The following is a 26,141-nucleotide window of genomic DNA, read 5'->3' on the forward strand; positions in this document are numbered from 1 at the left end:
GTATAAGCTTAGAGTTTAATTTGTCTGTACTTTTTTCAATTTCCATAAACACTGTTAACTAGATAGATTTGAGAAACTGAAAAAATATGGAAAGAATAGAACTAGCCTCAGATTTTTTAGGTAATCCCGCTACGAGATATTTTTCTAATGGCTTTAAAAAAATATCATTTACACTTTGTAGCGAAAAATGGAATGATCAACGAGAAATTGAGGGAGTAATAGATATTTATTGTCTTGAATCCGTCAAGCGAAATACATTAGATAAAGACAAACATCATCTTGGCACTATCGAATATTTAGCTCTATCATGCTGTTTAGTAGAAGATATTATTCGTTGTTCTCTTGGTTTATCAGAAAATCAAATATCACGTTCTTGGATCAATAAGGTTTCAATGAAAGTCAAAGAGCCAATTGCTTTTGAAACACAAGCTCAAGCAAGGACAATTGTACGGGTTAACACTACAAAGCCATGTGAAAATTCGATAAATGGCTTTCAAAGTGAAGTATTAGTGAAAATTAACGAAACAATGGTTAAAATGATAGTGGATCACCCTCTAGGTAGTTGCACACAAATTCATCCATTTATAAATATCGAAGAGGTAGACACCAATAGGTTATATAGCGAAGGTTATAAACTGCGCACGCACCAAATCAGCCAGATCGTTTATTCTACAAATGATAATATTTGTTCAGCTGAAGTATTCATACAAAATGAATTTAAAGGGGACAGAGGCATTGGATCTTTTTATAAAAGTACGTTGCTGACAGATATCATAGCAGTCACAGGGCAGATGGTACAAATACTTCTATACAGTATTGAAAATAAAAAAAGAGAAGAATGTAATAATTTATGGTTGAGGGAATTGGAGATAGCATATCCAATTCCCAATGGTCAGCTTTCTTATCAAAATAATATAAGATTTACGGATTACAGGCAGCTTTATAAGGGAGATGAAAAGTGGTCCTGTATTACAGTAGAGAATACAATATCGGATGATAAATGTAAATCATATTTTAAAATAGCACATAAAACAAAAATAGATGGATAGAATCTGCGTTATAGGAACTGATTTTCAAGAGCAAGCCATAATGAGTTATTCCTTAGCCTATATTCTAGGATTTAATATATCGCAACGAAAGCCTGCGTACCTTTTGTCTAAGCAATACAAAATTAAAAACAGCTTTGATAAAGCCAAATGGCAAGATTTATTAACCTATGCTTTCTCGTCATTTATAGAGCGAGTTATTATTGAACAGAATTATGTTCAATATGTTTCAAATGGTTGCTCTTTGCAAGATCTTATATTCATTCAGTCGGAAAGTTATAAAAAAGAAAGGGACACTACGAAACGAAAATATCAAAGTATGATGATAAACAGTTTATTTAAAGTTGCCTGTGAATATTCGAGCCGCCAATATCAATGTGTCGTACTTTTTGATTCGAAAATTGAAAAAAATCAAACCCAAAATGAGGGTAGGGATGATTTTCGAATGCTTGAGAGTAATTTGAGGGAACATTGTAAAAATATTGTATTTCTTGAAAATCACAGTCTAGAAGAAGCTCTTAAAGTGCTCCTCGAAGAATTAGAAATAAATATTGAAGGTCCTATTAGAGCTTATATAGAAAGAGCTAAGCAGCAACTTTGGTTAAACAAATAAAAAAGAAAGATTATGAGAGTCGCCATATCAGGAACATATTCCACAGGAAAAACAACCATTGCATTAGCCCTTAGTTATGTTACAGGCATTCCATTTAGTTTTGCGCGTACTATGCGTGAGATTTTACCCAAGTCAATGCCAAATAAAAGACTAGAAGAATGCGGTGGTCATGAGTTAATAGAGTTGGGAATTAGGCGGTTGGAAAATAGAATTGTGAATGAGTCTCCCTTAGGAACCAATTTTATTTCTGATGGATGTTCATTAAACGAATGGGTATACGGTGCCGCAAGAATCAAAGCAGGTCTTAATCCTTCTGAAAAGAGCTATCTAATTTATTTAAAAAAGCTGCTACAGCGCAAAAAATGGAAAATTTTCAGCGAGTCTGTCGCGGCATTTGGTGAAATCGCAAAGCAACATGCCAAATCAAACTACGATATGGTGATACATTTACCGATTGAGTTCCCTTTGGTCCTTGATGGTCATCGTCCTGCCAGTGAAGGTTTCCGTCGCTTATCGGATAAAATGTTGGTAAAGTCTTACTATGAATTAGGTTTAGATTATAAGATTATTAACGGAACGACCGGAGAAAGAATCGAAAAAATATTAGATGTCTTGCAGATAAATCCAGTAATGGACATTCATAAGGCAATTGAGAAAGCACGAAAATATAAAACTTCCAGATTTGACAACATACAATTGGAAAATCCAGTTTTGATGCGAGCTAGTCTGACAGTAGAAAGTAATCATTTTAATCTATTTTGAAATTTAAATCACATGCAATGGAAGATTTGATAAAAAATTGGAGAACCCAGATAAATAAAGGCTTTTTCCCTTTCATCATTCTAAAAGCTATCGCTAAGAAAAGACAATATGGCTATTCCCTACTTGTCACTATAAATGACGAAACTGGGCTTGAAGTTTCCGAGGGAACTATTTATCCTATCCTGGTCAGATTAAATGAAGTCGGCTTGGTAAGCGCTAAATGGACTGAGCAAAAATCTGGCATGCCAAGAAAATACTATGAGGTTTCGGACGAAGGCCGAAAGGCAATTGAAACTATGGAAGAAATGCTTACTAATTACTTTAAAACTTTAAAAAAATAACATATGAAAAGCTTATTAAAGACGCAAAACATGTATCAGTTTTATAAAAACTATATCGAAGATTTAAATAAACAGATGCTTCCTTATCCGAAAAAGAAAAGGTATGAGATTATCAAAGAAGTACAAAGTTATATTTACGAAGAATTGCTCAATCAAAAAAGAAACGGCGAAGAAGTTAATTCGCTTAACGCAATAAATAAACTATATGGTTCAGTTTCAATTACTGCCGAAATGGATATAGTTGAAAATAAAAGTTCAATTTTTCGTTTTCTATTGATTTGCGCAAAGTACATAATTTGGACTGGTTTGATTATTATTTTTCTATTAGCACTGCTTAAACTCTTTTACCCAGATCAAACAGGATTGTTCTATGATGAAAATCAATTTGTTGGCTTGGGCTATATGAATTTTTCTGGTTATAATTTAGAAGATAAGTTAGGTCCATGGTTCTTTGCATTTCTTTCTGCTCCTGCATTGTTCTTTATGTTTTTGCTTTATCTGCTCACTATAAGAAGATATATGTATCCTAAAGAATATAACAAACTTATCTTGGAGGCACTCAATGGATATCCCTCAAAAATGAAACCAGAATAAGTAAAAGGTTGTCGAGAGAAATAAAGATTAGTTGTAAAAAAAATGATGATAGGCCCTAATTTATTAATATTAGCCAGAAGGGTACTTGCCAAATATTGCTTCCTTCTGGCAATATTATCGGCTGTTCCTTTGCTTTCTAAAGCGCAGGGTGAAAGAATTATTTTTCACCTTGTTGACTCTTCAAATTCACCTGTAAAAGGTGCTACAGTTATTCTAAAAGAGAAAGACAGAATAGCCTCTTTCAGCTCGAGTAATGAAAAAGGAGAGTTTTCAATCCCGAAGTTGCTGTCTAATAATAATGTTTTAGTAATAAAACACATTGCATTTTTGGAGAGAGTATTAGCGGCTGCAGAACTTCAGCAAATAGCTAAAGAACACAGCTCATATACTCTACATTTGAAAAACTCTTCTTCAAGGTTAGAAGAAATTGTTATTACCGGCAAAAGAGATACTGAGCCTGATTCAATAAGTCTAAACCTGAATAAACTCAATCTATCTGAAAACAGCAGTTTAAAGGAAATACTCAAAAAAAATGTCAATTTCATATTAGGCGAAGATGGTACAATACTTTATAAAGGAAAATCTATTGAAAAGATAACAGTCAACAACAAACAGGCCTTTGTAAATCAAAATGCGATCGCTTTAGAGTCTATCGAAAAGCGGATGATTGAAGATTTGAAAATTGTAAATAACCATAAGAACAAATTTAATTTAGACTTTGATGAGGTTCAGGAAACAGTCTTAGATATTAAAACTAAAAAAGATTATTCAAATGTCATCAAGCCAACCCTTCGAATAGGAGGTGGGATAAAACGGAAATTCGAAGGAGATGCCGAGGTGTTATATTTTGGAGAAAAACTTAATTTTTTTCTCAAGTCTTCCAATAACAATATGGGAAAGACTTCTCTAAATCTGAATGAAATAAATAAGTTTCTTGTTAGCCAAGATTTGATTTCTTCATTTCAGGATAAATATCTAAAAGATCTATTAATTCCAGATAAAAACAGATTATCAGATTTTACGTCGTCCAATAATCTTACTTTAAGAAAAGAGTCAAATGCTTTTAGATTGAATACCTCTATTTATTTTATTTCAGCCGACCGGGAAATGAGCACATTGCAAAAAGCCAGTACGTATGATGATAATCTACTTTATTCATCAGAACGGAAAATCTCGACCAATTCAAATACATTCCTCTCAAATTTTATCGCTGATTTTAAGCTTAATAACAATCAGATTTTATCCTATCAAATGGGAATGAATTATATGAATGGGAAAAATAATAGCATTGAGGAACTATTCATGCAGAAAGGGGCTTCAAATGAGATTGTTTCCAATAATAATCTGAAAGTTGCCGAATTTATGAATAGATTAAGTTATGATATTAAAATAACTCCGAAAACAATACTTGGCAGTAGGACATTCTGGTCTAAAGAAGATACAAAAATTAATGGCGATATTTTACACAATGGAAATGAGGCTTTCTTTCGTCTAATGGATTATCCTTATAGTAGAGAAAAGATTAGGCAGACTTTTCAGATTAAATATAAAGCGTCAGAACAATTTACCCCCAGACTTGATTTTGATTACGGCTACCTTGATGAATCAATTGACGGATATTTGGATCAAGAAATGCGTTCAATACAGCGATATATCAACAATTGGAAAGCAACATTCAAAATTGCTGGTCAGAAAGTATTAGATAAAATTAGATACGAAGGAAGGCTGGGAATCGAAGATGCTGAATTTGGGGTAAATGGGGATAAGAAACGATATCTTAATTTTCCTTATGAATTTAGAATACGTTTTGAAAATAGGTTGGATCTGTTAGACCTATTCAGCAACAAAAGTTATTTACCTCTCGATGTAAGTGCTGGAATTGATCAGTTTCAACCATATAATAAATTGATAACTGGAAGTCTAGACATGCCTATTCAACAGTTAGTTGACGAGAAGTGGGAGATTAGATATGCCCACAACAATCTTTTTAAAATGTATTCTTATGGGGCCAATATTACCTATAATAGAAAGAAAAATCACTATAGAGAAGGACTTGTTTCCATTTTGGACAATGGGATCCAAAATTTTAAGCTTTACCTAATTCCCAAGATTACCGAACAGTCTTATTCTGTGTATGGTTCAAAAACATTATTTTCTCCATCATTTCCGCTCAATAGCTATGTTAATTACAAAATAATGAAAAGTAATATGGAGGTTTATTCATTTGATAAGCCAATGGATCTAAATAGTAACGAACAAAATTTACTAATTAAACTTGAAACGCTTATAGATTCGCCATTTAATTTGGAATTGACATCCAATTATAAAACGACTAAAGTAGAGATTCCTACAAATTATTACCGTTACAATTATTGGTCGAATAGCATTGCTTTAAAATACCGAAAGACAGTGCATAATGCCAAAGTTGAGTTTTTATACAATAATGACAATTTGCTTGGGCAGCAATATGTTCGCAAAAACTTTAATTTTTCTTATGAAAGAAATATTGGTAAAACACTAATCGGAATTGAAGCTCAGAATTTTGATGATATATTAGAGTTGTTCGACAACCGAGCCTATAACTCTACTTTAAGTTTTGAAAATGGTTTCAACTCTGTTTTAGTTCGGAATATGGCCATAAGTTATATACAACTATTTTTTAAACACAATTTTTAATTTTTTTAAGATGAAATTATCTAGATTAATCAGTCTTGTACTTGTTTTCGCGCTATATACTTTAGCTCATGGACAAGTGGTCGAACATGATGTGCTCGAAGCGAAGTATACAGCTTCACCATCCTCTCCAAAAATGGTTTCTTTGCTTCGATCTCAGATCAAAGACCCTGAGAAGCTGTCAGAGGTCACTAATATGCTGTCTGATTATAAATTTTATTACACACTACGTGTCTACCTTAAGGAGAATAATGCTATTTATTCTCTAGATTCGGTAAAAACAGTGAACTCTGTAAGAATAGCTGGAAATACTGAATTTAATTTGAGGGATTCAACGGGTAGTTTTTTAAATAATGAGAACTTTATGAATTCTAATTTTACTGTTAAAGGGAATGTAAAAGATTATAACTGGCAGATTTCTGAAGATACTGTAAACATCGCAGGCTATACATGTTATAGGGCAACGTTAAAAGAGTTACCCGACGCTGTAGTTTATTTCACTCCTGACATTCCTGTTAATTATGGCCCGGCATTATACCAAGGACTTCCTGGCTTAGTTATGCAGGTTGATAGCGATTTTGAGCTAATAAAAGTTACAAATGCCACATTTGTGAATGATAAAGAAAAGAATCAATTTTCAAAACTCTCTGAGTCACTTGTACGAGAGAAAAAAAATGCTAAGACAGTTTCTTTGAGAGAATCAATAACGGCTAAAGCTAATTTTATGAAAATGGTTCAGAATAAAATGGCCCAATAATAAATTTAATAACGGCCACTATTTGATTTGACAGTTGGAGACTGTAACGTGAATTATTCCATTGACACAGTTTACGTTGCAGTCTCTCGTTTTTCTCAATATCCAGCTTCAGATCAGCAATTGATTTCCAAAAATAGAGTTTGCGTTCTTCAGTAGATGCCTAATCCAATCCGGTTAATACATAGAGGTTATCACTCTCATAGCCCAATTTTAAAACATTGACTGTCCAGGCAACAAGGCGTTTACCCTCAAAATGAGTCAATACTCTTTCCGCGTAGATTTCAAGTGTTAATTCTTCGAGTGTCATATACTACAGTCGCTAACCATCATGTGTTGTTGTTAAGCTTTATTTACTACGTGCTTTCCTAAATAGCGAGATCACAGCATCAGTTTTCGAGACGCGCTTTCTTCAGCTTAGGAGGGAAGATATTCATTGGAGGGTAGCTGTTTCTGACAATGGAATCTACCGAATTTTAGATATGCTATTCTTGGATGTGGACGAATATGCTCCAGATAAATTGTATGATGAGAGGGATCAATTTATATTAGTGAATCTGAATTTAAAAGACGGCTAGGAGCTCATTTAGTATTGCTTGAAGAATTGATATCGTAAATAACTAAATTTTGAAAAAATGGATTGCGGGAAATTGTATTTTACTCTTGAAAGGAAAGCGAATCCATACGACGAAGATCAACTCAATGAGCTTTGGGGGAGTATTCAGATAAACTATGAATTCGCCACCAGTTCAAGATCTTCCATCCTGTCTGAGGGAGTGATGAATTCTAAAATTCAGGGCAATATCTTTATTTTTCTCTAATGCCAAAAAGAAAATGGGGGAGTAAATGCAAAGAAAACTACACTATTCAATAATTTAATTGAATAGTGTAAAGTCTTTCATAACTTTGCAATGCATTAAGCGCCATCAATATTTCACTTTTGCGAAGCGCTTTTTGGATAGCACTATGAATAAAAGAGAATTTAAAGACAAAGTATATACTGAGTTGGCAAAGGTAGCTAAAGCAATGGCTAATCCTGTGCGGTTAGAAATTATCGATCTTTTGGCCCAAGGACCATTTTCTGTCGAACAGATAGCTAATTATACCGGACAGTCTATTGCAAATGCATCCCAACATCTACAAAATCTTAAAAATGCAAAATTGGTGACTGTGACCCGAAATGGGAACTTTATAAACTATACGCTTGCAAGTGAGAGCGTTTATGAAACCTGGGTTTCCCTCCGTGGATTAGGAATCGCTTTCAATGCCGAAGTGGAGAAAGTGGTCAGTGATTTTCGTAAAGGACATCATGAGGATATGTCGGCTATCGATGCTCAAACGTTAATGACCATGCTCGAAAATGATGAGGTAATACTCTTAGATGTCCGACCAGAAGAAGAATATCATAGAGGCCATATTCATCAAGCGATGTCAATTCCTATTGATAAATTGGGCGATTCATTCAAAAAATTCCCCAAACGTAAGATGTTGGTGGCATATTGTCGTGGTCCTTTCTGTGTGTATGCAGATGAGGCCGTAGCCCTGTTGAAAGAAAAAGGATATAAAGCCGTCCGACTAGAAGAAGGGTATCCCGAATGGGCAATCAAAGGATATCCAGTCGATCTTTCTGAATGATATTACTGTTTAAATCAGTTTTAACTAGCGCTATAACCAAAGTTTTAGCGCTATTTTTTTAATGTAAATTATTGTTTGTAAGTTGTTTATATTGAATTATTCTTTTTTATTTAAAACAAACTATTCAATAATTCTATTGAATAGTTTGTTTTTGCTACTTTTGTATTATACTCAAAATAATACAAATGAGCACAAAAGATTTAAGCGTTTACGAGTTGCAACAGCTGCTTGAACCGATAAGAAAATAGCAATTGTTGATGTTAGACCGCAGGATCAGCGTGATGAATGGAATATTCACGGTAGCTATCATGTTGATGCATACGAAGCACTCAACAAAGGGGATCAAGATATTTTTGACAATCTTCCTGTTTCCAAAGAAATAGCGATCGTAACAGTTAGTGCTGCAGGTAGAACTAGTCAAATTGCAGCGCTAAATAAAACCAGCAAGTATGAAGGCATTGATCCTGCGGATCTAGAGGCTGGAGCCAATAGATGTACCATATCATAAGCGAGGAGTCTTTTTAGTAATAATAAATAAATAGATAAAACAAGTGGAGCAGATCAGATTAGGGCTTAAAGAAAATTGGAGGCAGTTTACATTACTTGTTCTCGTTAATATGATGGTGGGTGGAATGGTTGGGCTAGAACGCACTGTTGTACCTTTAGTGGGCACCAATGAGTTCAATATAAAGTCCGATGTGGTTGTTTTTTCATTTATCATTGCTTTTGGCGTAGTCAAAGCACTCACGAATCTGATTTCGGGTGTACTAGCCGATCGCTATACCCGCAAACAAGTACTGGTATGGGGATGGTTGGTGGGACTTCCCGTGCCTTTTCTTTTGGCATTTGGTCCAAGTTGGAATTGGATTTTGTTTGCCAACGTGCTACTGGGTATAAGTCAGGGATTGGCTTGGTCAATGACAGTAAATATGAAGATAGACCTGGTTGGTCGTAAGAGCCGTGGCTTAGCCATGGGGTTGAACGAAGCAGCGGGTTATGGGGCGGTAGGATTGACAGCACTTTTGACAGGATATCTGGCTTCTTATTATGGGCTGCGTCCTCAGCCATTTTATATTGGTATTGTTTATACTATTATTGGTTTATTCCTATCAATTATCCTAGTCAAAGATACCCGAAAATATGCGGAGTTGGAGGCTATGGAATTAAGAGGAACGGCTTCAGAGGATCACAAAGGTAAACCAAGCCTGTGGTGGGTATTCAGGGAGACCTCCATGAGAAACAGGAACTTGTTCTCCATTTCGCAGGCCGGATTGATCAACAATCTCAATGACGGAATGTCTTGGGGCGTATTCCCCTTACTGTTTATGTCATTAGGAGTCGGGTTGGAAGGAGTGGGGTGGATCAAAGCCATATACCCCGTTGTATGGGGGGTAGGACAGATTATCACGGGGCCTCTGGCTGATAGATGGGGTCGGAAACCACTTATTGTCTGGGGCATGTTTGTTCAGGTTTTGGGACATATTATCATCGGATTGGCTGTATTTGACCCACTTCAATCCGGATTGATCGGTTCTGTCCTATTAGGGGTTGGTACAGCGATGGTGTATCCGGCTTTGCTAGCAGCGGTAAGTGATGCTGCCCATCCCAGTTGGCGGGCCTCTTCATTGGGCGTGTACCGTTTCTGGCGAGATATGGGGTATGCTGTCGGTGCTTTGATGGCAGGTATAGTCGGCAATTTCTTTGGTCTGATCTGGGCTGTACACATCGCAGGAATCATTACGTTTATCTCGGGGGTGATCGCTTGGTTAAACATGAAGACAACAGCGGTCAACGACTAAGAATGATAAGTAAAGGCTGATGAATGTAGGATACTAGATTGAGAAAATATTGGAAATTAAAAAAAGAATAATATGGAAAGAAAAAATTTTATAAAAACAAGTGTTATACTGGGGACGGCTTCCTTGGCGGCTCCACTGTTGACAATTGCAGATACAAAAGTAAGGGTAAGCAGCCATAGTCCAAGTACAGGTACGTTGTTTTTTGAACGTGTTTTTGATTCTACATTAGCACAGACCAGCTATGTGATCGCCAGTATGGAAACCAAAGAAGCTCTCGTAGTCGACCCGAAGCGGGATATTGATACCTATCTCGATATCGCTAAACAGAATGGGTTAAAAATCACAAAAGTTACAGAAACACATATACATGCCGATTATTTAAGTGGTGCTCAGGAACTTGCATCCGCTACGGGGGCGGAATTGATCCTTTCTGGCGAGACAGATCCAGATTGGTCATACCATATTCCACACAGTCCGATCAAAGATGGACAGCAGTTCCAGTTGGGACGTATCATTGTTGAAGCCATACATACCCCAGGGCATACTCCGGAAAGCATGACGTTCCTGCTGACAGATCTTTCGCTTTCTAATAAACCGCAAAAGGCCCTTACAGGAGATTTTATTTTTATCGGTGATGTGGGGCGCCCCGATCTGTTGGAAAAAGTAGCCCAGCAACATGGTACGCAAGACAAGGGAGCTCGACAGTTGTTTGCGTCACTGCAGCGATTCTCAAAACTTCATGATGGGATCGAAATCTGGCCCGGCCATGGAGCCGGCTCCTTCTGTGGTAAAGCGCTGAGTGATGCCCCGACCTCTACCCTAAAAGATGAAAAACAAAACAGCAAAGCTTTCCATTTTAAGGATGAAAATAGTTTTGTCAAATATATCTTAGATGGGCAACCCGACCCACCGAAATACTTTGCGGTGATGAAACAGCAAAACAGGTTACCCCGGCCATTACATATTCAACTCCCTCAGGCCGCTAAGTTATCAACAAGACAATTCTTGAAAGCGCGGGAGAATGGATTGGTCATCGTGGACACCCGTATACCAGGTACAGTTGTAAAAGGCTTTGTCCCCGGTAGTCTCCATATTGAGGGAAGCAATTCATTTGCGACATTTATGGGTTCCTTGTTAGATTATAGCTTGCAATTTGTGTTGATCAGCGATGAAAGGAGCATAGAAGATCTAACCCGCAAACTCACCCGTATCGGCATGGATAACATATATGGCTACGTAGCTGATATCGAAAGTTTAGGTCTTCCGCTCTCAAGTTCGGATACCGTTGACAAAGCTACTTTCAAATCCTTATTGGGTAATAAGGACGTTCAGGTAATTGATGTCCGCAGTGAAAATGAATATAAAAGTGGAAATATACCGTACGTTGAAAATATTCCTTTTTCTCATTTGGATGAAAACTTAAAGAAGATCAATAGAGACAAGACCGTTATTGTTCATTGCAAAAGTGGTACACGTGCTAATATGGCTTATTCTATTCTAAAAAGAAATGGAATTGAAAACGTTAAAGTTTATTTGGGTACCATAGATGAATTTGTCACTAATAGTCATTAATAGCATAGTTAAAAGCAAGGGAGGAAAGGTCCTTGCTTTTAAAACAGCAAATTTCAAATTTTCATTGCTCATTCTTTCTCGTTTTATCCTTAAAGTCCGTAAAAGACCTGCCTTCATAGCGGTACAACCAATTCTTATTTGTAGTGTTATGAGGTCGGTGTTCTATTGCTGAAATAGGCGTAGTTGATAACAGTTTTTATGAATTTGTGAGTGAATTTCATACTTGTTTAAATCTTAATATCCACAGGGATAGCTACTTTTGTTGCGAGCAAACCCTTACTATCAGCAGTATTATTTTGTGTATTACTTTCTTGCGTTTTCCCAAAATTTCTCCATCATAATTTTAGTTTCTTCCGGTTTTCTCAACATGACAATTTCTCCGTTTTCGTCTGTCGTAAAGTGTCCTTTGAACGCGTCTGGCATATCATCATATTGTTTATTCAATTGTTCCAAGGTTTCTTCAAAACAGTTATAACCGAATTTTTCGACTAAAAAAGGCAAAGCGTTTTTTCCTCTTAATAATTCGTACTCTTGGTAATTATATGGTGTTGTATCTTGCCTTTTTGCTAATGTTTGATTAAACTTATCAAGCAGTTTAGCAATCTCTTTCTCTTCCATAAAATTTGAAAGCCCACGCAAAGCATAGATTTTCATATCTAAATATCGTTCTTTCTTGTAAGCATTTGCAAAGAATTCTTTCAATGTCGCAAAATTTAAGTCATACAACAGTTTTAAAATCTTATTTCTAATGTCGAGTTGTTTGGTGGAGTAGTAAATATTTGTCAAGTAGTGTGAATTTTCTGCGCTGATTACATTTTTGTCTAAATCAAATAACGCATTGCGAAACTCAATGTGTCTGTCGTTAATTTTTTCATTGGTTAGTATTTCGGGAAAGTATTTTGTCATATCGGTCGATTGAGTATTATGGGTAACGGTTCACAGCTTGGCAATAGTTGGGGATAAATTGGACTAAAAGTTCAATTTAGCACAAACCTTGGACAATGCTACGAGCCCTAGCTAAATTAATAAATTTTTGAGAAGAAAATATAATAATCGTCCGATGAGAGGCTATATGGCTTATTAAGCCAAATTAGTTGTTTGACAAGGAAAGCTACTGGTGACCTTACGAGGAGTTAACTGAAAGCCGGTGGCTATTTATTGGAATCAGGTACATTCGATACCAATAATTTCTGGGGGAGTGGCAATCGTATTCGCTTGGAATCCCAGGCAACATTGACAGCCTTGTTCAATACCCCAAATTTTAAATTGTCCCAATCGGTTAGCTTTAGGCGTAATTTAATCGCAGGGGAGAATATAGGTGATGCAAATCATGATACCTTCAGTATCTCTGGCTTATATAATATAACAAATGATACCATAGCAGCTAGTATTATCGGTCTTCCAGTTGGCGCAGCAGCCGCCGGTACATTGAAAGTTGAGGTGGCTAATCTTGTTGCGACACGTTATTACATGCCTTCTAGATCGACAGGTAACAGTAATATCTATATTCAGAAAATTTCGCATAACATTGCTGGTGAATGGCTAACGATGATAACATCAAAAAATGTAGCGGATGTCAATACCGCTGGTATAATGAAACAGTCTGGAGCTGTGGCCGATATTATTTCCCAAAATGCGACAGACTTGCCGACAGTTTTAACATTGGTCAATGAATTAAAACAACAGTTTAATTCAAAACTGGCGTCTGATCGGCTTAGTGGACAGCAGGCATAGGATAATTAATAAATCCACATCTAACCAGATGTGGATTTATTGAATTTGCAATATTCTACAATACAGACATCAACATCTGTATTGATAAATAATTTTTTAGGGAACCCTAAGAATTTGTATATTAGGTATTAGAACCATATAAACCTTCAAGGTGATATTTTGTCGTAGAATAGTTAACTTTGTATCATGGCTACTACAATACCAGTAAGAGAGAATATTATAACATGGGCATTAGACCGTGCAGGGTATGATTTGGCCAAATTTTCTTTAAAATATCCAACACTAAATGTAGAACGCTGGTTACAAGGAGAAAAACAGCCTACCGTAAAACAGCTAGAAGATTTTTCTAAAAAAGTACATATTCCTTTTGGTTATTTATTCTTGCAAGAGCCACCGAACGAGGAGATTGATTTTCCATTTTTTCGTTCTGGCCAAGCTCGGCCAAATTATACTGTCAGTCCCAATATTTATGATACTATTTTAGAACTCGAAAGACGGCAAGATTGGTTGAGAGATTATCTTATTGAATTAGGAAGTGAGCCATTAGATTTTATAGGTAAATTTAATAATACAACTATCGTTAATGTATTTGTCAATGATCTGAGAGCTAAATTGAACCTGGCTGAAAATTGGTATTTGGCTTGTAAGACCTGGGAAGATAGTCTTACAATGCTGATGGATGCGATAGAGAAAATTGGGATTATTGTTGTTCAGAATGGCGTAGTAGGAAACAATATGCACCGCCCCATACCTGTCGATGAATGCAGAGGTTTCGTTTTGGTAGACGAATACGTGCCATTTATGTTCATCAACAATACAGATGCTAAAGCTGCGCAGTTATTTACATTAATACATGAGTTGGCCCATATTTGGTTAGGTAAAAGTGCTGGTTTTAATCAGGATCAATTACTTCCTGCAGACAACGATCTTGAATTAATTTGTGATCAGGTGGCGGCGGAGTTTTTGGTTCCCAAAAACCAATTGCTTTCCCAGTGGAAAAATATCCAAGATATTCAGCTATTAGCGACTCGCTTTAAGGTTAGTACTATCGTCATAGCGAGAAGGGCGCTTGATTTAAATCTAATTACGAAACCCCAGTTTTTTAGTTTTTATAACAACTATATGGAATGGGCTAAAGCAAAACAGGATAGTAAAGGCTCTGGTGGAGATTTTTACAGAACCACTAAAAGGAGAGTCAGTCCGACCTTTGCCAGTTACGTTGATAGCGCAGTGAAAAGTGGAAGATTGACCTACAAAGATGCTTTCAAGCTAACAGGCCTCTTTGGCGATGTATATACCCGATTTATTAACCAAAATGTAATAGGAAGCTGATGACACAGTATATTTTGGATACAAATTTCTTTGTGCAGGCGCATCGGATGCATTATCCTTTCGATGTATTTCCAAGTTTTTGGTCCAAAATACAAGAGTTGGCCGTAAATGGAATAATAGTCAGTATCGATAAGGTTAAGCATGAACTTGGTCATAATAAAGATATGTTAACTGATTGGGTATCTAATAATTTGCCAGATAACTTTTTTCAACCATCACAAGTTTGTATTGAAGCTTATTCACGTATTGCCAATTGGGCCTTTTCTAAATCGGGGCATTATAAACAAGCTGCATTGAATGAATTTTTAGATGCTGATGAGGCAGATGCTTGGTTGGTCGCTTATGCATTGACTGATGTCAATAATCGCATTTTGATAACACATGAAGTAAGTCAGCCTGAGGCTAAAAGTAGGATAAAGATTCCCGAACCGTGTAATGAATTTGGGGTATCATTCAAAAATACGATCGCAATGATGAGGGAAATCGGAGTGACATTTTAGTTTTTTGAATACTTCGAAATTCTTCGAGAGTGTAACTCAAACTGTCATTGGATTAAAAACTTAAAAGTGCCTCTTTAATCAGGAACATTCATTTCAATTCCAAACGCCAGCTCACCAAGATTAGCAACATTCGTATTGCTCAGAATAATAATCGTAATAGGCCGATTCAAAAATTTCATCCACACAGCATTGATGCCCATTATCTGACCATATCTTTCCATTCTTCTTTTACCGTCTAGACCTTTAACCCATACGCCATAGCCATAATTATCAAGGCCGGGAGTAAGCATTAAATCAAGACTTTTTTTGCTTATTAACTTTAACCCATATAATGCATTCGAGAATTTCAGTAGATCTTTGGGTGAAGAATACATTGCACCGGCGGCATACCAGTTTTCTATAAACATAGGAATGTTATTAATAAAAACCGTTGAGTTGTCATCCCTAAAATAAGTGCTCGCGAGATTTTTGATAATATCTTTTTCGTACATCAGCCCCGAATGGTGCATTCCCAAAGGTTTTAATATCTTTTCATTGAGCACCTCTTCATACGTTTTGTGATAGATCTTTTCAACGATCTTGCCCAAAACGATATAATCCGCATTATTGTATTTGAATTTGGTGCCGGGTTCATTCACAAGAGGTTTGTTCCAAAAACTTCTTAAAATCTGATCCGAAGTATGTGGTGTCTGAAATATACCGAGACCATATTTCATTGCGTTTTCTACACTTGAAACTGTATCAATGAGCGTGATTCCTGATGTATGGTTAAGCAGCTGATGCAGCGTGACATTTTGACTCACTTGATCTGGATATTCAGGCAAGTAAGCTTTGAAAGGCTTATTTAATTCTAGCTTTCCCTGTTCGGCTAGTTGGAGGATCAGGACTGCTGTAAAGGCCTTGGTTATCGATGCAACATTATAAATAGTTTCCTTGTTTATCGGGAGATTAAATCTGCGATCCGCTATACCAAAACTTTCGTGGTAGATTATAGCAGTGTCCTGCTGAACCAATATTGTTCCGTCGAAGCTATTCTTTATCGCATAAGGTTGGATAAAGGATTTTAGGTGAGCTTCTTGTGCGATTAAGACGTGATGGATTGCTATCGTTAGGGAAAAAATAATTAGATATTTCATTTTAGTTGAAATAAGATATTATTACTGTCTTTCTGCTGTAAGCAGATCTTTATCATATTGATATTTTGAATATGGGATAACAATAGATTTGCCATTTCTGCAATTCGTTTTTAATGAGTTGGTTATGTTTCTTTGCGATGTCCGCTATCGAACAGTTAATGTTTGATAACGGACATTTACTATCTTTATTCATGAAATTATTTGGAAGTTAGTTTACAAATTGAGAGCCTTACTAATAATAGATATGCAATTGGGGAGTTTTAGACCCTATGAGCTGCGGTATGATACCTTTGCTGTTATTGATCGGATAAACAGACTTTCTGAGGCGTTTAGAAAGAACGGGGATCTGGTCATTTTTATACAGCATGATGGGACAAAGGAAAACTGTTTTCTGCCCGGGACAGAAGATTGGTCGTTATTACCAGAGCTGATCAGAGAGCCCGTAGACATATTCATCTCTAAAACAGCAAATGATTCGTTTTATCAAACAGAACTTCAAACGTTATTGACCAGTAGCGGCGTGACGGAATTGGTCTTGACCGGATGTGCCACAGATTTTTGTGTGGATACTACCCTAAAATCGGCTTTGACGAAGGACTATTCTATTACTGTAGCTGCCGATGGACATACCACTGCTGACAGACCCATGATCCCTGCCCGGCAGGTGATTGAGTATTTTAATTGGCTATGGTCAGAAATGACGCCCACAGTTGGGATGATTAGCGTTGAAACTTGTGATGTAATTTTATAAATGACAGCCTTCGTATGAACTATTTAACTTCAAGTCTGATATGAGCACAAGTTTAACCCAAATGGAAAAGATCCAGCTTCGGAAATATCTTTATTTACTACGTGCTTTCCTAAATAACGAGATCGCAGTTTTAGTTTTTGAGACGAGCTTTCTTCAGCTTAGGAGGGAAGATATCCACTGGATGGCATCTGTTTCTGACAATGGAATCTACCGAATTTTGGATACGCTATTCTTGGATGTGGACGAATATGCTCCTGATGAATTGTATGATGAGAGGGATCAATTTAATATTAGTGAATCTGAACTTAAAAGACGGCTAGGAGCTCATTTAGTATTGCTTGAAGAATTGATATCGTAAATAACTAAATTTCGAAAAAATGCATTGCGGGAAATTATATTTTAATCTTGAAAGGACAGCGAGTCCTTATGAAGAGGAGTTACCACCCAATGAAGTTTGGGGGATAATCCAAATATGCTATGAATTTGACAATACAGTCGAATATATCCTTGATTGGCAGTGGGATATTATTGAAGTTAGAGCCTGGTTTGACGAGGCTAAAGATAAATTAGCGGAGAAAAATTTAGGTGTCTTAAATGATGAAAATAAATCCATTGCTGAATTACGAGATCTCGGTTATGAGCGGTCATTTTTCTTCAGTGAAGATGAAATGTTTTTGTACCATGCTAATTTGGAGGAATGTTTTTCGGACTTTAAATTTCATTTGAGAGGAACGCCTACACCTCTGTATTATATTGGGCTTAATAATGGAGAAGGTGAGCTATCCTATTATTGTCGCGAACAAAAAGTATATAAACGATATTGTTTTAACATGGATGAGTTTCTGAAGAGTACTGAGAAGATTTTATTGGATTTTCGATAGCGTTATTTATGATTGCACCAAACACTTTGAACCATCTTTATAAGTAAATTTATAAGTAAATTGTGGACGGATCGGAATGATGACTTTATCGGAAAAAAAGCAGAACTTTGAAACCGAAAATAGAATGTGTAAAGTACCAATACGTCTGTTATATTTAGTGAAACGAGGCCCTATTTAAAGAGTTCAGAAGAGATTATATATGCAAAATATTTAAAGATGAGATTCAAAATTATTAGACCTATTTTATTTGTTGCTATCAGCAGTGCTGCATTGATGGCATGCCAGCCACCGTCAGTAAAAGATAAAATTAAAAATGACGATGTCATTGGTTTCCGCTCTGACGATGAAGCAATGAATGCAGCCATAGTAAAGGCAAAAAGCTCACTCGATCTATTTGTGCAGGCGTTTCAAAAACCACAGGAAGGATATGAAGGTTTTGCCCTCAAACTAGCATATCATACACCTGATCAAAGTTTGGAGCATATTTGGATCGGTAATCTAGCTTATCTAAATAACCAATTTACGGGTGTTGTCCATAACAGCCCAGTCTCAACGAAAGAGATCGCTCTTGGTGACACCGTACTGATCGATAAACAAAAAATATCAGATTGGATGTATTTGGATAAAGGTGTACTAAGAGGAGGTTATACGATCCGTGCCATGCGTGATCAGCTGTCGGAATCCGAAAAAGAAGAATTTAATCAAACGATCGATTTTACAATAGAAGATTAGGTGTTAATTTCGCTGAATAACATCAAAAATACAGATTGGACAATGATCTTCTGTTATTTATGCATAATTAGCCCTATACTATAATTATGTTAAAGACTAATCTAGTTTGCGATGAAAAATGAATTGTTAGAATCTCTGAAAAGCGATCTGCATTTAGAAGGATCTATTACGAAAGGGCAATTTGGTATTTATTCCGATTATAGGGAAAGGGATGATGTATACTTCATCAAAGCCAATAAAGAGGGACTGAAACTTTTTGCTTATCAGCTATTATGTGCCGCCAAAGATTTAGAGGATCAGGAGCAAAAGGAGGTATTTCAAAAGATTATATTGGATGAGACTCCATGGGTGCTTAAAGATTCAGAAATTGTTTTGAAACATATTGAAGATCCTTCGATGATTAATGTCAGCGAAACGGAAATCGCTCAATCGAGCTGGAAAGATCGGTCTGTGACCATAGGCTGCTTTATCGTACTTGCTTTTCTGTTAATTTCTTTGGTTGTGGGTGTTTATACCGTTATTGATTCTATTCTATAAAAGTTATACATACTTTTTCTTCAATTACTGAGGCGTTAGAATTTGCACGCCGCAGGTTTGTTGTAGAAAACCCATCTATAACCAGAAACTCCTTTTGAGGTTCAGTAAATAGGTTTAGAAGTGATAATGTATTAATTGTCATAGGTAAAGATTTAAAATAACAACTCAAGAAAGTTTCAAAATCCCTGACTTTTCGGTACCTTCGGAATACCGCTTAGAAACCGCTTCTTTTCCTCAGCTAGCGCTACTAACAAATCTACTTTTGCTGTACACTTTAAAAAGAAGAAATATGGCAAACCAGCTTTTAATCAAGAACACGATGCAGGACTAAAAGGAACCGTTCCGATCTATTCTGGGATAAAGTTACTCGGCTATTACAAAAAAGGTGACACCTTCTCTTTCTGTTTGCCTGTTGCATGAAGACAACCTACATATTAAATAAAATTCCAGCGTAGATTGTGGTCGATAATTTTATTATCTTTCACCTCGTCATTCTATTTTGAAAATATGGGTCCTGAGATCATTTTTATATTTATTGTATTGTACCTATTGGCAATTTATAGCGTTTTTTTACGAAAGAAAATGATTCGGGTCGCAGTTGACGAATGTATAGATTTTGATTTAGAGCAGCACAAATTCGAGCTAATATCCTACGAAATGCTACCTGCATGGTCTATCGGTAATTTTGCGAAACAACATCAATCTATTTTTGGATATATGTTTGCCATTACTAAGCCTCATTATCCTTTCCATACTTATTTAAACCTTAAAGTAAAGAACAGATTTAATGAAATCCGAATAATTACGGCTAAGGTATCTTATAGTCTTTTTGATGGAATAAATGACATTCAATATGAACCATCCTTATAAAAGGAAAACTTATGATAAGGTATCTAAAGAAACAACGATTACCATTTTTTATTGCTTTGGCCTATCTTGGAATAGGTACCTTGTCTGTATGTTCGATTCTTCCTGATGATCCGTTTTATAACGAATGGTTTACTTTTGTTCCTCCTATATATCCTGCGTTATAACCGGTATAAAAACCATAAGGCAGTTTTGTCGCGGCGCTATAGCCTTAATAACGCTCTCCTGTCCTCCACCCAATGTCAGGGCACACCAATAGTAACTTTTAAGATTATGAAAGTAATTATTTAACTGTTGTTGAATTTTTGTAACTTTTTAATATTGAATGATTTATTTTGGGGTGATTTTTATTTTTTTAATGACTTGTTTTTAATAAACTGTTATCTTAATTTCGCTGACAAATATCAAATTGTAAGGACATTTTTCTTATAAATGCTCCTGCTATGTATATGGTATTTTATTAAAATATTTGAAAATGAAAAGGAGACAGGGCATACGTTTACTTGCTGGAGGATTAGCATACTTGATGATCGCAAATTCTTGTAAAAAAGACTTGAGTGAAGAAAAAGATGACAATGCATTTTCTTTTGGTCAAAAACGTAATTTTAAAAACATTTTTGAGGATGCCATAGCGCAGTACGATATAAAAAAGTTCAGTTATTTGGTTGAAAAGAAAATAAAAAATGCACCACTTAAAAATGAATTTCTTAAAGATAGATTTCTTTCAGACGTTTGTGATGAAGTGCATGTTTACGGATATATAAAGAAAACCAACGGTCTACAAAGAACAAAACACAATAAGGAAATTGATACACAAATTTTTCGCTACAAGGATCAGAACTACGAAGTTTGTCTTTATTCAGAGACCAAAATTTTAAGACTTCCATGCGATCAAAAAGCTGTGAGAAAAGTGAAATGTAAGCATGACTTATTATCAAACAGTTCTAGTGAAATAAAAGTATTAAATTTTGATAAGAGAAACTAGATGAAAATTAGATTTAAGCCTGATGAATGTATAGTGTGTTTACAATGTGTGCCTGAATGTCCTGTAGATGCGCTGTCGTATTTAGAAGGCTTTGTATATGGAGAATTAAATATAGCAAAGTTTACCGTAGATTTACGTGAATGTATTGAATGCGGTGATTGTGTAGAAGTATGTCCGACCAAGGCCATTACTCTCGAAGAATTAGACGATCCAATAATAGGAACAGGGGACGGAGGGCATACTGACCGTTCGCCGAGTACCTTTAATAAGGGGAAAGTGAAATTTAATAACAACATGTCTGATAGTCTTGTCCAAAGTCTCCTAAACGAAATGAATGATATGAATCCCTGTTCGCGTTCAAAATTATTGAAATCACTCGAGATTGGTAAAAATGATATTACTTTCGTCCAGAATCCAAAAGCAGGTTTTTTAGGCTTTTATAATGCATCCACAAAAACCCTGGAGTTTAGTTCGGAATCAATAATTGGACAAGAATTGCTATCGCATGAATTTTTTCATGCTTTCCAAGACCAAAACTATACAAACATGGGCAATTATGGGCCAAAAAAACCAGGCCATGTAAATATTGAATTTGAACAATATGTATTTCAAAGTATTTCATTTAGTCTGGAACAGTATAGTTCAGTGGTTGGGAAGCAATTTGACAATGAAAAAGCAAAACAAGATTTTAAAGAGTGGATTTCTGATCTTACAACTGAAGGGACTGTAATGCCAAATCTTTCAAACAACCCAGAGTTTTTGCAAAAGTATAACGAGTTTTTGAGTTTGTATAATCAGTATGGGCCTCCAGAATATAGGTCACCCCAATTAGATCTTTCCCCTAATGGTTTATTAAATTTATTTGATGAAACAGGTTGTTAAATTTTTATTATGTTTTCTTTTTGCGATGGGTATTGGCTTTTCATATGGTCAAGAGGAAATCAAAGCCGGTAAAATTACATTGGAAAATGGGAATTCTTTTTTTATTGAGAAATTCAAAGTTATGGATAGTATTTGGTGGATTCAAAGTAATGATAAGATGCTTAATAACAGCAGTAATATTACAGTGCTAGAACACTATCTTGGAAATTATAAGATAAGTTCATCGCCAACTCTTTTTGATATCGTGCTTAATAGCATGAATAGGAAAGAAGCATCTTCGAATTTTGATCGTAAGAAGGAACGGTTATTTATTACTGTTACTTTCGATTCTCGAACTTTGAAGATTGAAAAGGTATCTTTTCATCTTCCTATGAATAACAAGAAAATTAGTTTGATGGAATTGGATCGAATTCGGAGAAACATCTATGCTAAATACCGTCCGAAGGTAATCGCCAAATCTGATGGATATTTGGTCTATAGTTATCTTACGGATGATACAACAATTTTCTTCTAAAAAATCTCATGATTAAAGAGAATGGTGGTTGTGGGGGGGTATACCGTTATTGATTCTATTTTATAAAAGTTATACATACTTTTTCTTCAATTGTTGATGCGTTAGAATTTACAGAAGTGACCGATAAAGTATTTCTTAATAAATATACTTCAGTCGGAATGCTTCAAGAAGAATATTGAGGTTATATAAGCTTTTTGGGAAAATTAGATTTTTCTAAAAATCCCAGTTTAAGAAAGTTGTATTATAATAATTTTCGCCTTTATTTACTTTTCGGTATCTCCCCGCTACCGCTTAAATAACGCTTCTTTCTCTCAAATTCCGCAATCCGCAGACCTACTTTTGCTATACACTTTAAATCAAAGAAATATGGCAAATCAGATTTTAATTAAGAACACGATGCAGGAGATGAGGAACCTCTCCGCAGAAGAAATTGCAGAACTACAGGGAACCACTCCAATCTATTCAGGCGTAAAGTTACTGGGCTATTACAAAAAAGGAGATACCCCAGAGCCGATCGTATATTATTACTCTGCTACCGAACCCGGAGGCGATGATGGAGGAAGCGTTATCGTGGTCGGAGGTATTAAGCTTATACATCAGTTTAGCGATGGAGTCGATGTATTCTATTTTGGAGCCCATTGCGATGGCTTGACCAATGATTTAGATTCATTTTACTTCGCAAATGTCTATGCGGGAAAATATAAAAAGGAAGTGATTCTCAGCCGTGATACATTGATCCAGGCAACAGGACCTCGTGCTACAATGGGTGGATCTTCGCTCAGGGCGATTAATGGAGCTAAACTGATCGTTGATGGTGACATTCAGATCAACACCACCAATGTGAAGCGATTGCAGATGACAGATCTTGAAATCGAACTTCGGAATAACTGGGGGAGCAATACCACAGCGCACAATTGCCGTACTCTATTTTATTCTTCTGGGACAAAGGCCGACCGTTACATCTATTATCGCAATATTATTTGTCGGGCAATAGTTCCTGAAGAGAATGGGACATACCGTGCGAAAGGATTGATCGAGGAATCTGGAATAATGGGTGGTGAGATCAGCAATATCATCACTTACAACATCCATGCAAGTATTACGACCGATCGGAATGTTGGCGGCAATTTGTCACTTTCCAAGGGCTTGCTTATCGCGGACTGCAAATTCTACAATGCTGCTTCCGGTGTGGTAAATAATACCTGGAATAGCTATATCCAGAATATCGAATTGATCAATACGCAGGAACAAAGCGCAAATTTTGTTCAGAAAGATATACCTACCATTCCGGAGCCTTATGGAATGGACTGTGTCTTGAGTTCAGGGAGCTATACCACCTATACTAATATTCGTGCGATCAATCCAATTGAGCGGTGTATCTATGTACAGGCAAGCCATGTTAATGCCGAAAACCTCTATTCGGTCAATGGTGACGGTTTCAAGTTTGTGGGCTATGATGAAAATAAGCTCGTAGAAAATATTAGGGTCAAAAATACCACTTGGGTCATCACCGACGAATATGCCGACTTACGGAAATTTATGTCGCATACACAACTGTATTATGTCAAAAATATTTGGATCGAAGATGTCAAGATCATCAATCAGTCATCCGCTTCAAAAGCCTTATTAAAAGAATTTGGCAGTATTCGGGGCTATGCCGAAAATGTATTTATCAAAAATGTACAGCATATTGGGACACCAATGGCCGTTGGCTTTATGCGGATGGCATTGCCATGCAAGTCTGTAGCTGGATCTTGGGAAGTTTATAAGAATATCAATATTGAAAATTGTAGCTTTTCTGTCTACCGGAATAAAGTCAACGGAACCATATTGCGCACCGGAGATGAAACCGGCGAAGTAAAGAATAGCTGGACAGGCTATACGAAGGCTGATTATATCGCCAACGGGGTCAATATCATCAACTGTAGTGTAGAGAATAGCCAGCGAAAGGATAAATCACCTTATTACTACCGAGGGATCAAAAATTTTCATGCGGAAGGTAATACGACCACCGCAGTGCTTGAGCATGCCTCGGGTTTTATCGATCCGACTTTAGCTGCCGAACTCAATAAACAGTCCCAATCTGTTTCTATTCAGGATACTTTCCGAACAGATAACATCGGACTTGCACTTAATGCTGCTGATGGATTTAGATTCAAGGATCTATCAACGATAACATTTAATGAAAACAAGACGAATGCGCAATTGGTCATCAGTAATCACAAAGACGGGTTGGTATCCCTTTGTTCCCTTAAATCTTGGTTACCGAGTAAAACAGTAAACTCGGTACTCAATATCGGTACTCACAATGCAATTGTGACTTCAAAGTCCGCCTATGGTCAGTATATTGGCGAGATCAAATCTGGTATTTTAACAAATAGGTTGGGGGATATTACTCCAACAGGATTTATCGCTTACAATGGACAATCCAAGGAACTTTCTATTAATTCCTTTGATGCTGATCGCATCATGGATGTGGAGGTTTTACTGACAGCTGACCAAAGCCCATTCAAGATTATCCCGTCCTTGACGATGTCTGCGATTATTAATGCTTCAGGTACTACTTCGGCTGCAGCGGCTCTTTGGGGTGTCAGTACATATGTCGATCTGATGGGGGCGAAGAAAATACGTTACAATGGCCGGTTTGGTAATCAGGGTAGTAGAGTCGCATTTTATACTAATAACGGGGCCGCAGCCTTTCTATCAGCTTATCCGCGGACGGATATGGTTATCACCAATCAGGAAATAACTGTTCCGGAGGGAGCTTTATATGCACGGTTCAGTTGCTATGACCCACAGTCCAATAATTTTTATCTGCTATTGGAAGATGAGAATGGAGATATTTTGGCATAGTATATTTTAAATACTTTGAAGTATACAGTGAATCAATATTTAATATTAAACTCGTCAGATTTGACGGGTTTATTTCCGTATATCTATTTTAAGTACATGATGTCAGCATTAGCCTGAACAAGTTGGGCCGCTTCACCTGAAAGAGGAGCAAACATGCCAACGGTAAGTGATTTGGGGTTTGGCAGCGATAGATGGAAATGACCTAAACAAGTTTGAATCTATGGTAGATTTTTAATAAAGAATTTGCCTTTAGTTGATAAGCCAGTTCAAAATGTTGCTAAGTGGACTCTATAATATTTTTCTTGATAGTAGTGGATGAAAATAAGTAAGGTAAAAAGATGGCTCCATATAGTACCAATACATTAACGTCTAGCAATGTTGTTTTCTTAAAAGCCACTGAAGTACCGATTACCATACCGTTAATAAAAAGACAAAAAGCAATAGTAATAAGTGCTTTTTTCTTTATCAATAATTTCCCGATTTTCAAATCTTTCATTTTTTTGCTTACTTTATCAGTAAAATAAATGTACCAAAAATATTTTAAAAAATGCAGAATTGGGAACATATTGAATAAGGATTATAGAGCTTCCTTAAAACATGTTAAAACAAAACAAAAAACTAAATTTTACCTTCTAAAGGTTCTTCTAT

Annotated in this window: 26 protein-coding genes and 1 pseudogene; 24 read left to right on the forward strand and 3 right to left on the reverse strand. The window is 36.2% G+C overall.

Annotated elements, in window-relative coordinates:
- The first annotated feature begins 86 nt into the window (after window positions 1-86).
- Genes LC454_RS00205 through LC454_RS00235 form a run of 7 tightly spaced genes read left to right on the forward strand, consistent with a single transcriptional unit; the run spans window position 87 to window position 6,786 of the window.
- Window positions 87-1,049, forward strand: coding sequence for an AvrD family protein (locus LC454_RS00205; RefSeq protein WP_223577832.1), 963 nt, complete (start codon window positions 87-89; stop codon window positions 1,047-1,049).
- Window positions 1,042-1,659 carry a hypothetical protein gene (locus LC454_RS00210; protein ID WP_223577834.1) on the forward strand — a complete coding sequence of 206 codons (618 nt, stop codon included), beginning with the start codon at window positions 1,042-1,044 and terminating at the stop codon, window positions 1,657-1,659. The genes LC454_RS00205 and LC454_RS00210 overlap by 8 nt, the downstream gene beginning before the upstream one ends.
- A 12-nt stretch (window positions 1,660-1,671) precedes the next feature.
- Window positions 1,672-2,421, forward strand: a complete 750-nt coding sequence (locus tag LC454_RS00215; protein WP_223577836.1) for an AAA family ATPase — start codon at window positions 1,672-1,674, stop codon at window positions 2,419-2,421.
- Window positions 2,422-2,438: 17 nt separating this feature from the next.
- Window positions 2,439-2,762 (forward strand): PadR family transcriptional regulator, encoded by a 324-nt coding sequence (locus LC454_RS00220; protein ID WP_223577838.1) that lies wholly within the window; start codon window positions 2,439-2,441, stop codon window positions 2,760-2,762.
- Between the two features lie 3 nt (window positions 2,763-2,765).
- A complete protein-coding gene (locus LC454_RS00225; RefSeq protein WP_223577840.1) occupies window positions 2,766-3,356 on the forward strand; it encodes a hypothetical protein in 591 nt (196 codons plus the stop codon).
- Between the two features lie 42 nt (window positions 3,357-3,398).
- On the forward strand, window positions 3,399-6,032 hold the full coding sequence (locus LC454_RS00230; RefSeq protein WP_223577842.1) for a hypothetical protein: 2,634 nt from the start codon (window positions 3,399-3,401) through the stop codon (window positions 6,030-6,032).
- 10 nt (window positions 6,033-6,042) lie between these two features.
- Entirely contained in the window at window positions 6,043-6,786 is a 744-nt protein-coding gene (locus LC454_RS00235) for a GLPGLI family protein (protein WP_223577844.1), read from the forward strand.
- 160 nt (window positions 6,787-6,946) lie between these two features.
- Here LC454_RS00235 and LC454_RS00240 read toward each other — a convergent pair whose 3' ends face one another.
- Window positions 6,947-7,093, reverse strand: a complete 147-nt coding sequence (locus tag LC454_RS00240) for a hypothetical protein (RefSeq protein ID WP_223577846.1) — start codon at window positions 7,091-7,093, stop codon at window positions 6,947-6,949.
- Window positions 7,094-7,136: 43 nt separating this feature from the next.
- Here LC454_RS00240 and LC454_RS26575 point away from each other — a divergent pair.
- The 5 genes and pseudogenes from LC454_RS26575 to LC454_RS00260 form a co-directional block, all read left to right on the forward strand.
- Window positions 7,137-7,361 (forward strand): annotated as a pseudogene (locus tag LC454_RS26575) (colicin immunity domain-containing protein); the annotation flags it as partial.
- A 388-nt stretch (window positions 7,362-7,749) separates the two neighbouring features.
- Window positions 7,750-8,418, forward strand: coding sequence for an ArsR/SmtB family transcription factor (locus LC454_RS00250; RefSeq protein WP_223577848.1), 669 nt, complete (start codon window positions 7,750-7,752; stop codon window positions 8,416-8,418).
- Window positions 8,419-8,662: 244 nt separating this feature from the next.
- Window positions 8,663-8,926: a hypothetical protein gene (locus LC454_RS26580; RefSeq protein WP_404479131.1), complete on the forward strand. Its 264-nt coding sequence runs from the start codon at window positions 8,663-8,665 to the stop codon at window positions 8,924-8,926.
- A 43-nt stretch (window positions 8,927-8,969) separates the two neighbouring features.
- Complete coding sequence (locus LC454_RS00255; protein ID WP_223577850.1) at window positions 8,970-10,217, forward strand: MFS transporter; 1,248 nt, start codon at window positions 8,970-8,972, stop codon at window positions 10,215-10,217.
- 72 nt (window positions 10,218-10,289) lie between these two features.
- Window positions 10,290-11,789 carry an MBL fold metallo-hydrolase gene (locus LC454_RS00260; protein ID WP_223577858.1) on the forward strand — a complete coding sequence of 500 codons (1,500 nt, stop codon included), beginning with the start codon at window positions 10,290-10,292 and terminating at the stop codon, window positions 11,787-11,789.
- Window positions 11,790-12,092: 303 nt separating this feature from the next.
- Here the strand turns inward: LC454_RS00260 and LC454_RS00265 are convergent, their stop codons facing one another.
- The gene (locus LC454_RS00265) at window positions 12,093-12,695 is read right to left on the reverse strand and encodes a hypothetical protein (RefSeq protein WP_223577860.1); all 603 of its coding nucleotides are present in this window, start codon (window positions 12,693-12,695) and stop codon (window positions 12,093-12,095) included.
- A 252-nt stretch (window positions 12,696-12,947) separates the two neighbouring features.
- Between LC454_RS00265 and LC454_RS00270 the strand changes: the two genes are divergently transcribed.
- The 3 genes from LC454_RS00270 (at window position 12,948) to LC454_RS00280 (ending at window position 15,355) form a co-directional block, all read left to right on the forward strand.
- Entirely contained in the window at window positions 12,948-13,523 is a 576-nt protein-coding gene (locus LC454_RS00270; protein WP_223577862.1) for a hypothetical protein, read from the forward strand.
- 186 nt (window positions 13,524-13,709) lie between these two features.
- The gene (locus tag LC454_RS00275) at window positions 13,710-14,855 is read left to right on the forward strand and encodes an ImmA/IrrE family metallo-endopeptidase (RefSeq protein WP_223577864.1); all 1,146 of its coding nucleotides are present in this window, start codon (window positions 13,710-13,712) and stop codon (window positions 14,853-14,855) included.
- Window positions 14,855-15,355: a DUF4411 family protein gene (locus LC454_RS00280; protein WP_223577866.1), complete on the forward strand. Its 501-nt coding sequence runs from the start codon at window positions 14,855-14,857 to the stop codon at window positions 15,353-15,355. The genes LC454_RS00275 and LC454_RS00280 overlap by 1 nt, the downstream gene beginning before the upstream one ends.
- Before the next feature lie 74 nt (window positions 15,356-15,429).
- On the opposite strand, the gene LC454_RS00285 is transcribed toward LC454_RS00280, so the two are convergent.
- A complete protein-coding gene (locus LC454_RS00285; protein ID WP_223577868.1) occupies window positions 15,430-16,491 on the reverse strand; it encodes a serine hydrolase domain-containing protein in 1,062 nt (353 codons plus the stop codon).
- A 220-nt stretch (window positions 16,492-16,711) separates the two neighbouring features.
- On the opposite strand from LC454_RS00285, the gene LC454_RS00290 reads away from it, so the two are divergent.
- From LC454_RS00290 to LC454_RS00330, 9 genes are all read left to right on the forward strand, one after another.
- On the forward strand, window positions 16,712-17,242 hold the full coding sequence (locus LC454_RS00290) for a cysteine hydrolase family protein (RefSeq protein ID WP_223577870.1): 531 nt from the start codon (window positions 16,712-16,714) through the stop codon (window positions 17,240-17,242).
- Between the two features lie 40 nt (window positions 17,243-17,282).
- The gene (locus LC454_RS00295; protein ID WP_223577872.1) at window positions 17,283-17,600 is read left to right on the forward strand and encodes a colicin immunity domain-containing protein; all 318 of its coding nucleotides are present in this window, start codon (window positions 17,283-17,285) and stop codon (window positions 17,598-17,600) included.
- A gap of 19 nt (window positions 17,601-17,619) precedes the next feature.
- Window positions 17,620-18,123, forward strand: a complete 504-nt coding sequence (locus LC454_RS00300; protein ID WP_223577874.1) for a hypothetical protein — start codon at window positions 17,620-17,622, stop codon at window positions 18,121-18,123.
- 216 nt (window positions 18,124-18,339) lie between these two features.
- The gene (locus LC454_RS00305; protein ID WP_223577876.1) at window positions 18,340-18,855 is read left to right on the forward strand and encodes a YegJ family protein; all 516 of its coding nucleotides are present in this window, start codon (window positions 18,340-18,342) and stop codon (window positions 18,853-18,855) included.
- A 111-nt stretch (window positions 18,856-18,966) separates the two neighbouring features.
- Window positions 18,967-19,392 (forward strand): hypothetical protein, encoded by a 426-nt coding sequence (locus LC454_RS00310; RefSeq protein WP_223577878.1) that lies wholly within the window; start codon window positions 18,967-18,969, stop codon window positions 19,390-19,392.
- Window positions 19,393-20,734: 1,342 nt separating this feature from the next.
- Complete coding sequence (locus LC454_RS00315; RefSeq protein WP_223577880.1) at window positions 20,735-21,244, forward strand: hypothetical protein; 510 nt, start codon at window positions 20,735-20,737, stop codon at window positions 21,242-21,244.
- Window positions 21,245-22,126 carry an NADH-quinone oxidoreductase subunit I gene (locus LC454_RS00320; protein ID WP_223577882.1) on the forward strand — a complete coding sequence of 294 codons (882 nt, stop codon included), beginning with the start codon at window positions 21,245-21,247 and terminating at the stop codon, window positions 22,124-22,126.
- Window positions 22,110-22,640 (forward strand): hypothetical protein, encoded by a 531-nt coding sequence (locus tag LC454_RS00325; RefSeq protein ID WP_223577893.1) that lies wholly within the window; start codon window positions 22,110-22,112, stop codon window positions 22,638-22,640. Before LC454_RS00320 ends, LC454_RS00325 begins: the two co-directional genes overlap by 17 nt.
- A 366-nt stretch (window positions 22,641-23,006) precedes the next feature.
- Complete coding sequence (locus tag LC454_RS00330; RefSeq protein WP_223577895.1) at window positions 23,007-25,493, forward strand: hypothetical protein; 2,487 nt, start codon at window positions 23,007-23,009, stop codon at window positions 25,491-25,493.
- Window positions 25,494-26,141 lie beyond the last annotated feature (648 nt).

It is taken from the genome of Sphingobacterium sp. GVS05A (assembly GCF_019969845.1).
Classification (GTDB): domain Bacteria; phylum Bacteroidota; class Bacteroidia; order Sphingobacteriales; family Sphingobacteriaceae; genus Sphingobacterium.

Bases quoted from the DNA above. Each gene is read 5' to 3' on its own strand.
- LC454_RS00275 (WP_223577864.1), top strand. From the start codon at position 13,710: ATGGCTACTACAATACCAGTAAGAGAGAATATTATAACATGGGCATTA.
- LC454_RS00310 (WP_223577878.1), top strand. From the start codon at position 18,967: ATGAAAAATGAATTGTTAGAATCTCTGAAAAGCGATCTGCATTTAGAA.
- LC454_RS00240 (WP_223577846.1), bottom strand. From the start codon at position 7,093: ATGACACTCGAAGAATTAACACTTGAAATCTACGCGGAAAGAGTATTG.
- LC454_RS00225 (WP_223577840.1), top strand. From the start codon at position 2,766: ATGAAAAGCTTATTAAAGACGCAAAACATGTATCAGTTTTATAAAAAC.
- LC454_RS00265 (WP_223577860.1), bottom strand. From the start codon at position 12,695: ATGACAAAATACTTTCCCGAAATACTAACCAATGAAAAAATTAACGAC.
- LC454_RS00250 (WP_223577848.1), top strand. From the start codon at position 7,750: ATGAATAAAAGAGAATTTAAAGACAAAGTATATACTGAGTTGGCAAAG.
- LC454_RS00330 (WP_223577895.1), top strand. From the start codon at position 23,007: ATGGCAAATCAGATTTTAATTAAGAACACGATGCAGGAGATGAGGAAC.
- LC454_RS00285 (WP_223577868.1), bottom strand. From the start codon at position 16,491: ATGAAATATCTAATTATTTTTTCCCTAACGATAGCAATCCATCACGTC.
- LC454_RS00210 (WP_223577834.1), top strand. From the start codon at position 1,042: ATGGATAGAATCTGCGTTATAGGAACTGATTTTCAAGAGCAAGCCATA.
- LC454_RS00295 (WP_223577872.1), top strand. From the start codon at position 17,283: ATGAGCACAAGTTTAACCCAAATGGAAAAGATCCAGCTTCGGAAATAT.
- LC454_RS00320 (WP_223577882.1), top strand. From the start codon at position 21,245: ATGAAAATTAGATTTAAGCCTGATGAATGTATAGTGTGTTTACAATGT.
- LC454_RS00315 (WP_223577880.1), top strand. From the start codon at position 20,735: ATGAAAAGGAGACAGGGCATACGTTTACTTGCTGGAGGATTAGCATAC.
- LC454_RS00215 (WP_223577836.1), top strand. From the start codon at position 1,672: ATGAGAGTCGCCATATCAGGAACATATTCCACAGGAAAAACAACCATT.
- LC454_RS00260 (WP_223577858.1), top strand. From the start codon at position 10,290: ATGGAAAGAAAAAATTTTATAAAAACAAGTGTTATACTGGGGACGGCT.
- LC454_RS00300 (WP_223577874.1), top strand. From the start codon at position 17,620: ATGCATTGCGGGAAATTATATTTTAATCTTGAAAGGACAGCGAGTCCT.
- LC454_RS00220 (WP_223577838.1), top strand. From the start codon at position 2,439: ATGGAAGATTTGATAAAAAATTGGAGAACCCAGATAAATAAAGGCTTT.
- LC454_RS00205 (WP_223577832.1), top strand. From the start codon at position 87: ATGGAAAGAATAGAACTAGCCTCAGATTTTTTAGGTAATCCCGCTACG.
- LC454_RS00280 (WP_223577866.1), top strand. From the start codon at position 14,855: ATGACACAGTATATTTTGGATACAAATTTCTTTGTGCAGGCGCATCGG.
- LC454_RS00230 (WP_223577842.1), top strand. From the start codon at position 3,399: ATGATGATAGGCCCTAATTTATTAATATTAGCCAGAAGGGTACTTGCC.
- LC454_RS00305 (WP_223577876.1), top strand. From the start codon at position 18,340: ATGAGATTCAAAATTATTAGACCTATTTTATTTGTTGCTATCAGCAGT.
- LC454_RS00235 (WP_223577844.1), top strand. From the start codon at position 6,043: ATGAAATTATCTAGATTAATCAGTCTTGTACTTGTTTTCGCGCTATAT.
- LC454_RS00325 (WP_223577893.1), top strand. From the start codon at position 22,110: ATGAAACAGGTTGTTAAATTTTTATTATGTTTTCTTTTTGCGATGGGT.